Consider the following 14,377-nt stretch of genomic DNA (forward strand, 5'->3'; position numbering starts at 1 on the left):
TGTCGCAGATGCGGCAGCGCTTTTTTTACAGCCGCCGTACGGAGCCGGAGCGACGGTCATCCTTACGGGGATGGCCCCCTCCGAAGAGGGCGACGGCGGCGCTGGGGAGGAGTATGGTCATACGATTGTACAGCGCCGGTCTGGAAGGGGTGGATGCCTTCCCGGTGGATGTGGAAGTGGACCTGGTGCGTCAGGGCCTGCCCGGCTTTACGCTGGTGGGCCTGGCCGAGGCGGCCGTGCGCGAGGCCCGGGAGCGGGTCTTTTCGGCCCTGCGGGCCTGCGGTTTTCGCCTGCCGCCCTCGCGCATCACCGTGAACCTGGCCCCGGCCGGACGCCGCAAGAGCGGGACCGCCTTCGACCTGCCCCTGGCCCTGGGCCTGCTGGCGGCCAGCGGGCAGATCCCCGTGGAAGCCCTGCAGGGCCGGGTCTTTGCCGGAGAGCTTTCCCTTTCCGGCGCGCTCCGGCCGGTGCCCGGCATGCTGCCCCTGGCCATCATGGCCCGGCAGCTGGGCCTCGCTTCCGTCATCCTGCCCCCGGACAACGGCGCCGAGGCGGCTGTGGTCCGGGACGTGGCGGTCTACACGCCCGCGCATCTTTCCCAGTGCGTGGCCTTTCTGCTGGGGCGGGAAGAGCTCGAAGCCCGGCAGCCCCTGCCCGCGCCTCCGGAGGATGCCGTCCTGTCCGGCATGGACTTCGCCGAGGTCCGCGGCCAGCAGGGCGCGCGGCGTGCGCTGGAAGTGGCGGCCGCCGGTGGGCACAACCTGCTCATGATCGGCCCGCCCGGCAGCGGCAAGACCATGCTGGCCCAGCGTTTGCCCACCATCCTGCCGCCCCTGGACTTTGAAGAAGCCCTGGAAGTCACCAAGGTCTACAGCGTGGCGGGCAAGGTGGCCCCCGGTCAGGGGCTGGTGCGCGTGCGGCCATTCCGGGCGCCGCACCATACGGTCTCGGAAGTGGCCCTGGTGGGCGGCGGCCTGCATCCCCTGCCCGGTGAGGTGAGCCTGGCCCATCGCGGCGTGCTCTTCCTCGACGAGCTGCCCGAATTTCGCAAGAACGCGCTGGAAGTGCTGCGCCAGCCCCTGGAGGACGGCCGCGTGACCATCGCCCGAGCCGGGCAGAGCCTCACCTATCCGGCCGCCTGCATGCTGGTGGCCGCCATGAATCCCTGTCCCTGCGGCTACTACGGGGACCCCGACCACGAATGCACCTGCCGCCCCGACATCCTGCACCGGTACCGCAACCGGCTGTCCGGTCCGTTGCTGGACCGTATCGACGTCCACGTGGAGGTGCCTGCCGTGCCTTATGAGGACTTGCGCGGGGGCAGCCCTGCCGAAGACTCGTCCACCATCCGAAAACGCGTCCTGGCGGCCCGTGAGCGCCAAAATGACCGCTATGCCGGTACAGCCTGCCGTTGCAATGCCGATCTGGGCGGCTTTTTGCTGGAACGCTTCTGCGCTCTCGATGCCTCCGGGCACGCGCTCATGGAACAGGCCGTACGTGCCCTGGGCCTCTCCGCCCGCGCCTACACCCGTGTGCTGCGTCTGGCCCGCACCATCGCCGACCTGGAGGGCAAGGACGCCATCGCTCCCGCCCATGTGGCCGAGGCCATCTCCCTGCGCGTGCTGGATCGCCCGCAGTAGGGGAGGAGAAGATTTATGCGAGGGGGAGGCCCCCCTTTTGTGAACAAAAGGTGCGGCCTCCCCCTCGCGCTCCCCCTCCACGCCAAAAAACTTTATCAGGGCCTGTCCTCTGCCGGGAGGGGAAAAGAAAGTACAGGCCGCCCGGGCAGGCGAAGGGCTTTTCCCCGCACTCCAAAGTCCTTCAAAGTTCTCTTTCGCCCTCCCTTTAAAAATCGCTGCCCCGGAGCATTGAGCGAGACCTGTGGCTGTATAGGTGGCTCATGTGGCGGGATGTCTCCGTGATGCACAGCATGGTCTGGCGCGCTGTTCCCGCCGCTAGACTGCTGGGGTGTGGTATGGCGGACACCCTTTGGGCGACATTTCTGTTGTCGCTTCTCCTCCTTGCGTTTTTTTGCCCTGAACGAAGGAAGGCGCGTGGAGCGCGCCTTCCCATGAGCGGTTTTGGGGGGGAGGGGGAGTTTGAGGGGGAGGGCCCGCTTTTGACCGCAGGAAAAAGGGGCCCTCCCCCTCAAGCCAGCTAGCCAGATCATCAATGAAACAAAAACGGGGCCGTCTCTTGAAGAGACGGCCCCGTTTCGTATCGTGGGAGCTGTCGTTGACGCCGGGAAGCGAGGCACCGGTGCGGCGGGCACAGCTCCGAATGCGGCCATTGTTGCCGCGCCCTGTCCCATGTTGCTCTGCTTTGAACGGAGGAAGGTGCGTGGGCCGCGCCTTTCCAAGAGCGTCTGGGGAGGGGAGTTTGAGGAGAGGCCCGCTTGTTGCCGCAGGCAAAAGGGGACCTTCCTCCTCAACATATTCGTGCCTTAGGCCAGCACTTCCATGGTGGCCTGGGCGATCTGCAGTTCCTCGTTGGTGGGGATGATGAGGACCTTGATCTTGCTGTCGGGGGTGGAGATGGTGCGGGCACCGGGCTTGCGGGTGCCGTTTTCTTCCAGGTTCAGGCGCACGCCCAGCTCTTCCAGACCTTCGCAGACCTTGGCGCGGACGATGTCGTCGTTTTCACCGATACCGGCGGTGAAGACCAGGGCATCGACCTTGCCGCCCAGCAGGAAGAAGTAAGCGCCCAGGGTCTTCTTGATGCTGCGGACCAGCATGTTGAGGGCCAGTTCGGCCTTCTTGTTGCCGTTCTCGATCTCCTTGTGCACGTCACGCATGTCGGTGAAGCCGCACAGGCCCAGCAGACCGGACTTCTTGTTCATCAGGGTATCCATTTCCTCGGGGGTCAGGCCCTTCTTTTCCATGATGAAGGGGACGATGGCCGGGTCGATGGAACCGCAGCGGGTGCCCATGATGAGGCCTTCCAGGGGGGTGAGGCCCATGCTGGTATCAAAGCACTTGCCGTCTTTCACGCAGCTCATGGAAGAGCCGTTGCCGAGGTGCATGGTGATGGAGCGCAGCTCGGACTGGGGCTTGCCCAGGTATTCGGCGGTCTTCTTGGCGATGTACTTGTGAGAGGTGCCGTGGAAGCCGTAGCGGCGGATGTGCATCTCTTCGTAGATCTCGTAGGGCAGACCGTACATGTAGGCTTCCTGCGGCATGGCCATGCCGAATTCGGTGTCGAACACGGCCACGTTGGGCACGCCGGGGAAGAGCTTTTCGGCCACTTCGATGCCCATGAGGTTGGCGGGGTTGTGCAGGGGGCCCAGGGGGAAGCAGTCACGGATGATCTGCTTCACGTTTTCGTCCACCTTCACGGTCTCGGTGATGGATTCGCCGCCGTGCAGCACGCGGTGACCGATGGCGTAGATCTCGCTCTTGTCCTTGATGACGCCCTTTTCAGGGTCGGTCAGCAGGGCGATGACCAGTTCCATGGCTTCCACGTGGGTGGGGAAGGCGCTTTCGCGCACGATCTTTTCTTCGTGGTCGGTGTCAGGGGCGATCTTGTGGGTCAGCTTGCCCATGCCCTGGCCGATGCGTTCGGCCAGACCGGAAGCCAGGACGGTCTCGGTGTCCATTTCCAGCAGCTGATATTTGCAGGAGGAAGAGCCAGCGTTGATAACCAGTACTTTCATGAGGATCCTCGTCAGGGGGGAATGGAGGGACGGAGCCTAGGCTCCGTCCCTGATATGGTGGTTGCGGACAGGATGCCGGGCGAGCCGGCGCGTGTCCGTACTACTTCTGCTTTTCGGCAGCGGCCTGGATGGCGGTGATGGCCACGGTATTCACGATATCGGGCACGGTGCAGCCGCGGGACAGGTCGTTGACGGGCTTGTTGAGGCCCTGCAGGACAGGACCGATGGCCACGGCCTCAGCGGCACGCTGCACAGCCTTGTAGGTGTTGTTGCCGGTGTTGAGGTCGGGGAAGATGAAGACGGTCGCCTTGCCGGCCACCTTGCTGTTGGGCAGCTTGGTCTTGGCCACGGTGGGGTCGATGGCGGCGTCGTACTGCAGGGGGCCTTCCAGGGAGAGCTCGGGAGCCTTTTCCTTGGCCAGGGCCGTGGCTTCCACCACCACATCCACGTCGGCACCCTTGCCGGACGTACCGGTGGAGTAAGAGAGCATGGCCACGCGAGGATCGATGCCGAAGACCTTGGCGGTATCGGCAGAGGCCACGGCGATTTCGGCCAGCTGCTGGGAGGTGGGGTTGGGGTTGACGGCGCAGTCACCGAAGACCAGCACGCGGTCCTTGAGGCACATCAGGAAGACCGAGGAGACCACGGAGTAGCCGGGCTTGGTCTTGATGAATTCGAAGGCGGGACGGATGGTGTGGGCGGTGGTGTTCACGGCACCGGAGACCATGCCGTCGGCGTCGTCCTTCTTGACCATCATGGTGGCGTAGTAGGTGGCGTCGCTCATGACGTCGCGGGCGCGTTCGATGGTCACGCCCTTGGCCTTGCGCAGTTCGGCGTAGGTGGCGGCGTAGTCTTCGAACTTGGGCGAGGTGGCAGGATCGATGATGGTGGCCTTGCTGATGTCGAGGTGCAGTTCGCGGGCCAGCTTGTTGATCTTGTCTTCATTGCCCAGCAGGATGATGTCGGCCACTTCGCGGCGCAGCAGGATGTCGGTGGCCTGCAGGATGCGGGGTTCCTCGCCTTCGGCCAGGACGATGCGCATCTTGTTGGCCTTGGCGCGCTCGATGAGGTTCAGTTCGAACATCATGGGCGTCATGCGGCCGGGTTTGGTCATGTTCAGGCGGGCGCTGATCTCCTTGCCGTTGACGTAGTGGTCATACAGGCCCAGCACGGTGTTGATCTTGCGGGTATCGGTGGGCTCGATGAGGCCGTAGATCTCCTGCAGGGACATGAAAGCCTTGGAGGTGTGCTGTTCGGTCAGCAGCACGGGCAGGGGAGCACCGGTCCAGCCTTCGATGAGGCTGCTCACTTCGGCGCTGGGACGGATGCCGCCGGTCAGCAGCACGCCGGCGATGTCGGGCTTGCTGGAGGACAGGCGGGAGGCGATGGAGGCCAGCAGGATGTCGGTGCGGTCGCCGGGGGTCACGATGAGCTGGTCCTTGGCCAGGTAGCCCAGGAAGTTGTCCACGTGCATGGCGGCGATGAGGTAGTCGCCCACCAGGGCGTCGAGGTGGGCCTCACCGGAGAGCACTTCGGCGTTCAGGCCCTTCTGCAGGTCGCGCATGGTGGCGCGGCCCAGGGCGGGTTCGTCCGGGATGGCGTAGACCAGGCCGGGCTTGTCGTCAGCGGCAAAGATGTCGCTCAGGTCGTCGGCTTCGGCGCGGGTCAGGCTGGAGCGGTTGACGATGGTGGCGATGACGTCCAGGGAGTAGGGGGCCATGGAGTCGCGGGTCACCAGCAGGGAGTCGCGCACTTCTTCGGCGTTCTTGCCTTCACCGCTGGTGATGAGCATCACGGGGCAGCCCAGGTTGGAGGCGATCTCGGCGTTCAGTTCGAATTCGAAGACCGGGTCCTTGCCCAGGAAGTCGGTGCCCACGCAGAGCACGAAATCGTGGCGGCTCTGGAGTTCCTTGAACTTCTGGATGATGTTCTCGATGACCAGGTTGCGGTCGCCCTGATTGATGATGGTGCGCACTTCCTGGTAGGTGTAGGCGAAGGTGTCGCAGTAGTCCTGCTTGAGCTTGAAGTGTTCCAGCAGCAGGTTGATGTCCGGGGCGCGGTCATCCAGCTGGGGTTCATTGATGATGGGGCGGAAAATGGCCACATCCTGCATGTTGCGGCTCAGGATGGACATGGTGCCCAGGGCGATGGCGCGCTTGCCGGTGCGCGGGCCCGTGGCGGTAAGATATAGGGCGCGATGCATGGTTTCCTCCAGGACGGGGCGCTGGCCCCGGTGAATCGATGCCGTTATGTTTGAAGTTTCGCGAGCCGGAAACTTCCCAAGCGCGGGTTGGCTGGTGGCGCGATGCGCGCCGCGGCCCGAGGGCCGCTGCCCTTGCGGGCGGAAATATGGTGTTGCGCCATGCGGGTCTGCCGTCCCGGCATGGGCGCGTCCTTGCCGGCGGGCCGGAGGACGCTGGGGCTCGACCCACGCTCCAGATAATGGGGGCGCGGCCGTTGCGGCCGCGCCCCTTCATTTATTCAGCGTATGCCGGCTTAGTTTTCGCTGCCGGGATGAGGCAGGCTGGCCAGCTGCTTGTACAGAGCGTGACGCTCGTTGTAGGCCTTGTCCAGTTCAGCCTTGAGCTGCTTGGACACTTCGGGATCCTTCTTGTCCAGAGCGGCGAAACGGGTTTCGCCGGCCAGGAAGGCCTGCAGTTCGCCGTTGGGATCCTTGGTGTAGTCCAGCTGGAAGGGATTCTTGCCTTCCTTGGCCAGTTCGGGGTTGAAGCGGTACAGGGGCCAGTAGCCGGTCTGCACGGCCAGCTTTTCTTCTTCCTGGCTCTTGCCCATGCCCTTGCGGATACCCTGGTTGATGCAGGGAGCGTAGGCGATGATCAGCGAGGGGCCCTTGTAGGCTTCGGCTTCGCGGAAGGCCTTGAGCACCTGCTGCTTGTCGGCGCCCATGGCGATGGAGGCCACGTACACATAGCCGTAGCTCATGGCCATGCGGCCCAGGTCCTTCTTGCCGATGCGCTTACCGGCAGCGGCGAACTGAGCGATGGCGCCCAGAGGAGTGGACTTGGAGGCCTGACCGCCGGTGTTGGAGTACACTTCGGTATCCATCACCAGGACGTTGATGTCGTCGCCGGAAGCCAGGACGTGGTCCAGACCGCCGTAACCGATGTCGTAGGCCCAGCCGTCACCACCGAAGATCCACACGCTCTTCTTGGTGAAGAGGTCGCCCATATCCCACAGCTTGTGGGCCAGAGCGTGGTTGGCTTCGGACAGGCTGTCCAGGTTGTCCAGGATCTCTTCGCCGAACTTGCGGGAGCCTTCGGCGTCGTCCATGTTGTCCAGCCAGCCCTGCAGGGAGGCCTTCAGTTCGTCGTCGATGCCTTCGGTGGCCAGGGCTTCCTTGACAGCCAGGGCCAGGGCGCCGCGGCGCTGCTTGTAGCCCAGACCGATACCGCAGCCGAATTCGGCGGCGTCTTCAAAGAGGCTGTTGCCCCAAGCGGGACCGAAGCCGTCCTTGTTGGTGGTGTAGGGCGTGGTGGGGGAAGAAGCACCCCAGATGGAAGAGCAACCGGTGGCGTTGGCGATCAGCATGCGTTCGCCGAACAGCTGGGTGAGCACCTTGACGTAGGGGGTTTCACCGCAGCCGGCGCAGGCGCCGGAGAACTCATGCAGGGGCTGCTGCAGCTGGGAACCCTTGACGGTGTCGCGAGCCATCAGGTCGTCCTTGATGGAGACGTTGGCTTCGGCGAAGGCCAGGTTGGCCACCTGGGCGTCGATCTGGGTATCCAGAGGCTTCATGGACAGGGCGCGCTTTTCAGGCTTGGTGGGGCAGACTTCCACGCAGGAACCGCAGCCCAGGCAGTCTTCAGCGTACACCTGCATGCGGAACTTCATGCCGGTCAGTTCCTTGCCCTTGGCAGGCACGGTCACGAAGCTTTCGGGAGCGCCGGCCAGTTCTTCGTCATTGGCGACCACGGGGCGGATGGCGGCGTGGGGGCACACGAAGGAGCACTGGCAGCACTGGATGCAGTTGTCGGCCACCCATTCAGGCACGTTGATGGCCACACCGCGCTTTTCACAGGCAGCGGTACCCAGGGGCATGATGCCGGCGGGTTCCATGGCGGACACGGGCAGCTTGTCGCCGCGCTGGGCCAGGATGGGACGCACAACACCGGCGATGTAGTCGTCGTCGCCGCAATGGCAGACTTCGGCACCTTCGGTGGCGTCAGCCCAGGATTCGGGGTACTTGATCTCGACCAGGGCGTCCATGCCCTTGTCCACGGCGGCGATGTTCATGTTGACGATCTTGTCGCCCTTCATGCCGTAGGTCTTCTTGATGGATTCCTTCAGCAGGGCCACGGCCTTGTCGAAGTCGATCACGTTGGCCAGCTTGAAGAAAGCGGTCTGCATGATCATGTTGATGCGGCCGCCCAGACCCACTTCCTGGGCCACGGCAACGGCGTCAACGTTGAAGAACTTCAGGTGCTTGCGGGCGATGGTGCGCTTCATGGAAGCAGGCAGGTGCTTTTCCATGTCTTCCAGCGACCAGTTGGAGTTCAGCACGAAGGTACCACCGTCCTTGATGCCGTCCAGGATGTCGTACTGGGTGACATAGGCGGCCTTGTGGCAGGCGATGTAGTCGGCCTGGGTGATGAGGTAGGACGACTGGATGGGGCTCTTACCGAAGCGCAGGTGGGACACGGTGAAGCCACCGGACTTCTTGGAGTCGTAAGCGAAGTAGGCCTGAGCGTACATATCGGTGTTGTCACCGATGATCTTGACGGCCTGCTTGTTGGCACCCACGGTACCGTCGGCGCCCAGACCGAAGAACTTGCACTGCACGGTGCCGGCGGGCACGGTGTCGATTTCTTCTTCAACGTCGAGGCTCAGGTTGGTCACGTCGTCGTTGATGCCCACGGTGAAGTGGTTCTTGGGAGCCAGGCCCAGCATGTTGTCGAACACGGCCTTGGCCATGCCGGGGGTGAAGTCCTTGGAGCCCAGACCGTAACGGCCGCCCACGATGGTGGGAGCTTCGCCCTTTTCCATGAAGGCGGTGCACACGTCCTGGTACAGGGGCTCGCCCAGGGAACCGGGTTCCTTGGTGCGGTCGAGGACGGTGATGGTGGTGGCGGTGGCGGGGATGGCCTGCAGCAGGTGTTCGGCCGAGAAGGGACGGAACAGATGCACTTTCACCAGACCCACGCGCTGGCCGCGTTCGTTCAGGTAGTTGACGGTTTCCTGGATGACTTCACAGGAGGAACCCATGCTGATGATCACGCGGTCGGCTTCGGGATGGCCCACGTAGTCGAACAGGCGATGCTTGCGGCCGGTGATGGCGGCCACTTTCTTCATGTTTTCCAGCACGATGCCGGGCACGGCGTCATAGTACAGGTTGCTGGCTTCGCGGTTCTGGAAGAAGATGTCGGGGTTCTGGGCGGTACCGCGGATATGGGGATGTTCCGGGTTCATGGCATTGGCGCGGAACTCTTCGACCTTGTCCCAGGGAACCAGCTTGCGGATGTCTTCGTAATCGATGGTCTCGATCTTCTGCACTTCGTGAGAGGTACGGAAACCGTCGAAGAAGTGGCAGAAGGGCACGCTGGCGTCAAGGGCGGACAGGTGGGCGACCAGGGCCATATCCATGCATTCCTGCACCGAAGAGGAGCAGAGGAAGGCAAAACCGGTCTGGCGGCAGGCCATGACGTCCTGGTGGTCACCGAAGATGGACAGGGCGTGGGAAGCCAGGGCACGGGCCGAAACATGGAAGACGCCGGGCAGCAGTTCGCCGGCGATCTTGTACATGTTGGGGATCATGAGCAGCAGGCCCTGGGAAGCGGTGTAGGTGCTGGTCAGAGAACCGGCAGCCAGCATACCGTGCACGGCACCGGCGGCACCGGCTTCGGACTGCATTTCACGCACGGTCACGGTCTGGCCCATCAGGTTCTTGCAACCCTTGGCGGCCATTTCGTCCATGACTTCGCCCATAACGGACGAAGGGGTAATGGGGTAAATGGCAGCCGTGTCCGACAGAGCGTAGGCAATATACGCGGTGGCGTTATTGCCGTCCATGGTTTTCATTTTCGCCATCTGTTCCTCCTTGCGCGTCTATCTTGGCGCGCATGTTTTTCCGGAATGGACACACCGGCAAGCGGTGGTCTTGTGCAAACAGAGAGGATCCATCGCATCATGCCGCGGCATGAGGCCGGAGCGGCCCGGGCGGAAGAAGCCCGAAAAAAACGGCCGGGACCGTGCTTGTTCGCAATGGATGAGCCCTACCACAAAATTGTTTGTTTGAACAGTCTAATGTGGTCAGGCTGTGAAAAAAAATGCGCAAGCATTTTTTCAAGAGAAACAAAGGAGTTAGGGAGATATGGAGCCGCTGTGGCCCCGCAGGACGCGTGACCACCGCCTTTGTCTCTCTTCAGGCTGCCTACTAAAAAGGGCGACAAAAGGCAACTACGGAAAATCCCATGAAATGTGTCATGTGATCATAGCTCGCAAAACGGCGCTGCGCAAGGCTTTGAAGGCCCTCCCGGCAGGCTGCGGAAGGGGCGGGGCCCTGCCGGTCATGGCACCTTGCTGCGGCAGGCTGCTGACCGGGAAAGCACAGGGAAGGAAGGCGGGCAAGAGGTCGTGCCCCGGCCTTCAGGGACGGTCGGTCGGGTGCCCTCGGGGTGACTGCCGCCGTGCCGGACAGGGCGCCCGCCGGCAGCCCATAAAAAAGGGGCCCCCTGACGGGAGCCCCTTGAACAGGTCACAAGGACGGACAGCTAGATCTTGCCGCCGGTCTTGAGCACGGCCTGCATGCCGCCGGCGGCGTTGACCACGTCAGTGATGCCGTTGCGGGCCAGGATCAGCACGCTGTCATAGGCGCGCAGACCGGTGTTGCAGATGATGGCCACAGGACGGTCCTTGGGCACTTCGTTGACCCGGCTGGGCATCTCTTCCAGAGAGATGGAGTGCCATTCGGGATGGACGGCCTGTACGGCCTGACCGGCCTTGGCGGGACGGGCGTCGATGAAGAAGATGTTGTTCTCGGCGCGCTTTTCCCACAGCGCCATGAACTCTTCGGAGGTGATGGGCTTCACACGGCCGGCCAGCACGTTGTCGGCCACGTTGGCCACCACGTTGACCACGTCCATGGCGGAGGCGAAAGGCGGCGCGTAGGAGATCTCCAGGTTGGAGATGTCTTCCACGGTGGGCTTGCCGTACTGCAGCACGGCGGCCACGGCGTCGATGCGGGCCTTGAGGGCGTCACCGGCGGTGCAGGCGCCCTGGATGCCCAGCACGCGGCGGTCGCTCTTGTCCACCACCAGTTCCAGGCTCATCATGTTCTTTTCGGGATAGAAGTGAGCGCGGTCCAGCTGTTCCACGGCCACGGAGATGGCGTCATAGCCTTCCTTGCGGGCGCGTTCCACAGTGAGGCCGGCGCCGCAGAAGGACATGTCGAACAGTTTCACGGCCCAGGTGCCCACGAAGCCGGGGAAGCTGGCATCGCCGCCGGCCAGGTTGGTACCGATGACGCGGCCCTGGCGGTTGGCCATGCTGCCCAGGGGCAGGTAGCCCAGCTTGCCGGTGATGAGGTTCTTGATGGCCACGCAGTCGCCGCCGGCATAGATGTCGGGGTCGCTGGTCTGCATCTTTTCATTGACCACGATGGCGCCGAAGGGAGCCACTTCCAGACCGGCGTCCTTGGCCAGCTGGCCGTTGGGCAGGAAACCGGCGGCAAAGATCACCAGCTGGGCGGGCAGTTCGCGCTTGTCGGTGATGACCTTGCACACGGCGCCGTCCTTGCCTTCCAGCTTGACGACCTTTTCAGAGGTGTAGACGGACAGGCCGTGGGCCTCGCAGTCGTGGGCGGCCATCTTGCCCATGTTGTGGGAGAGCACGCCGGGCAGCATCTGGTCCATCATTTCCACCACGCTGACCTTGACGCCCCACATGTCGGACAGGGCCACGGCAGCTTCCAGACCGATGAAACCGCCGCCCACGATGACGGCTTCGTTGACCTGGCCGTGTTCGCAGGCTTTGCGGATGACGTCGGCGGCTTCCAGACGGGTGAGGGTCAGGACGTTCTTCAGGTCGTGGCCTTCCACCGGAGGCATGCGCGGGGTGGCACCGGTGGCCAGCACCAGCTTGTCGTAGGGCAGCTTTTCTTCCTCACCGGTGACCACGTTGCGCACCAGCAGGGTCTTGGCGGCGCGGTCGATGGCCATGGCGCGGGTCTGGTTGCGCACGGTGATGCCTTTCATGGTACGGAAGAATTCGGGGTCACGCACGGTGTGGTAGGGCGTGGCGCGCAGGTCGTCGAGGTTGTTGACCTCGCCGGACACATAATAGGGGATGCCGCAGCCGCCGTAGGAGATGAAGAGGTTTTCATCCACCAGGGTGATCTCGGCGTCGGGCATCAGGCGCTTGCAGCGGCAGGCAGCCTTGGGACCCAGGGCAACGCCGCCGATAACCAGGATTTTCTGTGCCATGATAGACTCTCCTTGTAGAGCATTTGGCGTTTGAAACGCCGGGCGTCTCAAACTTTGTGCCGTCCGGGGACGAGATCTCTCGCCCGGACATGGGCGGCCGCGGGCGCGGTCGCCGGAGCATGACGCTGTTGTTGGTCGGGCCTCGGGCGGTGACCTTCCGACCACCGGACGGGGACAGGATACCTGTCCCTAGCGGCCCCGATACTGCCGGGCGTCTCCCACCCGGACGGTGATCTTTTCCCTGTCCATGAACTCCAGCAGGGCGATGAGGTACTTGCGCGAAAGGCCCAGGATCTCCTTGAGGCCGCTCACGTCCAGATCCTCATGGTCGCTGAACCACAGGCGCACCTTGTCCAGGATCTCTTCCACAGCTTCGTTGCTGTAGTAGAGGCCGTCCTTGACGCGCACCAGTTTTTTCTGTTCGCACAACAGGCGCAGGACGGGCGCCGCCTCCTTGCTGCTCACGCCCAGTTCCTCGAGCACGTCCTTGAGGTTGGGCGGGGTCAGGCCCGCGCTGGTGTGGGCCTCCAGCAGCTTGCGGCTCAGGCCCTCCTGGTCGGAAGCCAGCGTGACCTTGTGGCTGGCCAGGCGCAGGCCGTCGCCTTCGGCCACCAGCAGGCCCTTTTTCTGGGCCGCTTCCAGCACGCGTGCCACCAGACGCTGGGGCAGCTTGTCGCTCCAGCCGGCGCACAGGGCGCCACTGGGCAGCGAGGGCTTGAGCGGGTTCTTGGCATGCAGGGCGGCGGCCCTGTCCAGGCAGGCGCGGATCAGGGCCTCGAAATGCAGGCTGGAGATCCACATGCGGCCTTCCTTGTGCCAGCAGATGGCCTCGCCCTGGGAAGAAAGCTGGACCAGCTGTTTCTGCAGGGCCGCGGCGCTCTGGCCGGTGAGGGCCTGCAACTGGCTGTGGCCGGCGCCCGCGCTGCCGCTGAGGCTCAGGGCCGCCCTGGTGAGGTCGAGGCCTGAGTGGGCCGTGATGTATTCGGGGGCGGCCAGTTCGGGCAGACGGGCCAGCAGGTCGAGCTTGTTCTGGAAATCCGGGTCCTTGCGGCGCAGCAGGGGCGGCAGGGGGCTGACGATGGTACCGCCGGCCACGGTGCGCAGGGGCGAGTAGGCGCGCAGCACGCAATGGTCGCCGAACACGCCCACCATATCGCTGGAGAAGCGCAGTTCGGCCAGGCAGGAGTCGCCGGGGGCCAGACGGTCACGGTCGAAGAAGACCACCCGGGCCGCGCATTCCTGCGTGGCGTGGTGGAAGTGGACCTCGGTACGCTGGCGCAGGGGCCGCGGCGCGGACTTGAGGCACTGCAAACGCACCAGCCAGCGGCGGGAGGGGAAAAGGGTGTCGGGACGGCAGAGGGTGTTGCCGCGATGGATGTCCGTCACTTCCAGCCCCTGCACATTGACGGCGCAGCGCTCGCCGGCGCGGACCATCTCCACGCTGCTGCCGTGGCGTTGCAGGCTGCGGGCGCGGGTGGGCAGGGCACCGGGCATGAAGCAGAGCTCGTCCCCTTCGCTGACCGCGCCGGAAATGACCGTGCCCGTGATGACCGTGCCGTGCCCCTTGAGGGTGAACACGCGGTCCACCGGCAGGCGGAAAATGTCGGAGCCGTGCCGGGGCGGCAGGCTGCTGGCACAGGCCAGGATATGTTCGCGCAGGGCCGGGATGCCCTGGCCCGTGCTGGATGAAACGGGGAAGATGGGGGCGCCTTCCAGAAAAGTGCCCTGCAGAAAGGTGCGCACGTCTTCCTGAACCAGTTCCAGCCAGTCCGCGTCCACCATGTCCACCTTGGTCAGGGCCACGAAACCGTGCCGGATGCCCAGCAGGGAGCAGATTTCCAGATGTTCGCGGGTCTGGGGCATGACACCTTCGTCGGCGGCGATGACCAGCATGACGAAGTCCACACCGGCGGCGCCGGCCACCATGTTCTTGACGAAGCGTTCATGGCCGGGCACGTCCACGATGCCCAGGCGTTCGCCACCCGGCATGGGGACCCAGGCGAAGCCCAGTTCGATGGTGATGCCGCGCCGCTTCTCTTCTTCCAGACGGTCACAGTCGATGCCCGTCAGCGCGCGGACCAGAGATGTCTTGCCGTGGTCGATGTGACCGGCGGTACCCAGGATCAGAGCCATTCTACCCCCAGAAAAAACACAGGAGCCCCGCCGGAAACGCCTTGCGGCGGCCCGGTGAGCGGGGACTGTCCCGTGTGCGGAACTGGTTTTCAGTGTACGCCAGAGAGCGGGGCTTTGCAAACGGCTGCGACGAACAACCGAAGAAGTTTCATGC

6 protein-coding genes are annotated in these 14,377 nt (G+C 64.0%); 1 reads left to right on the plus strand and 5 read right to left on the minus strand.

Going from position 1 to position 14,377, the window contains the following annotated elements:
* Positions 1-113 precede the first annotated feature (113 nt).
* A complete protein-coding gene (locus tag ACQRBR_RS06795; protein ID WP_427812626.1) occupies positions 114-1,640 on the plus strand; it encodes a YifB family Mg chelatase-like AAA ATPase in 1,527 nt (508 codons plus the stop codon).
* Between the two features lie 803 nt (positions 1,641-2,443).
* Here ACQRBR_RS06795 and ACQRBR_RS06800 read toward each other — a convergent pair.
* The 5 genes from ACQRBR_RS06800 to selB form a co-directional block, all read right to left on the minus strand.
* On the minus strand, positions 2,444-3,652 hold the full coding sequence (locus ACQRBR_RS06800) for an acetate kinase (RefSeq protein ID WP_303881264.1): 1,209 nt from the start codon (positions 3,650-3,652) through the stop codon (positions 2,444-2,446).
* Positions 3,653-3,752: 100 nt separating this feature from the next.
* A complete protein-coding gene (gene pta / locus ACQRBR_RS06805) occupies positions 3,753-5,855 on the minus strand; it encodes a phosphate acetyltransferase (RefSeq protein ID WP_303881267.1) in 2,103 nt (700 codons plus the stop codon).
* Positions 5,856-6,148: 293 nt separating this feature from the next.
* A complete protein-coding gene (nifJ, locus tag ACQRBR_RS06810) occupies positions 6,149-9,697 on the minus strand; it encodes a pyruvate:ferredoxin (flavodoxin) oxidoreductase (RefSeq protein ID WP_427812627.1) in 3,549 nt (1,182 codons plus the stop codon).
* Positions 9,698-10,380: 683 nt separating this feature from the next.
* Entirely contained in the window at positions 10,381-12,090 is a 1,710-nt protein-coding gene (locus ACQRBR_RS06815) for an FAD-dependent oxidoreductase (protein WP_204626167.1), read from the minus strand.
* Between the two features lie 189 nt (positions 12,091-12,279).
* Positions 12,280-14,223, minus strand: coding sequence for a selenocysteine-specific translation elongation factor (selB, locus tag ACQRBR_RS06820; RefSeq protein ID WP_427812628.1), 1,944 nt, complete (start codon positions 14,221-14,223; stop codon positions 12,280-12,282).
* Positions 14,224-14,377: the final 154 nt, after the last annotated feature.

The organism is Desulfovibrio sp. SGI.133 (genome assembly GCF_050313955.1).
In the GTDB taxonomy this organism is placed as follows: Bacteria; Desulfobacterota; Desulfovibrionia; order Desulfovibrionales; family Desulfovibrionaceae; genus Desulfovibrio.

Excerpts from the sequence above, each read along its gene's own strand:
- ACQRBR_RS06795 (WP_427812626.1), top strand. The coding sequence starts at position 114 with ATGGTCATACGATTGTACAGCGCCGGTCTGGAAGGGGTGGATGCCTTC.
- ACQRBR_RS06800 (WP_303881264.1), bottom strand. The coding sequence starts at position 3,652 with ATGAAAGTACTGGTTATCAACGCTGGCTCTTCCTCCTGCAAATATCAG.
- pta (WP_303881267.1), bottom strand. The coding sequence starts at position 5,855 with ATGCATCGCGCCCTATATCTTACCGCCACGGGCCCGCGCACCGGCAAG.
- nifJ (WP_427812627.1), bottom strand. The coding sequence starts at position 9,697 with ATGGCGAAAATGAAAACCATGGACGGCAATAACGCCACCGCGTATATT.
- ACQRBR_RS06815 (WP_204626167.1), bottom strand. The coding sequence starts at position 12,090 with ATGGCACAGAAAATCCTGGTTATCGGCGGCGTTGCCCTGGGTCCCAAG.
- selB (WP_427812628.1), bottom strand. The coding sequence starts at position 14,223 with ATGGCTCTGATCCTGGGTACCGCCGGTCACATCGACCACGGCAAGACA.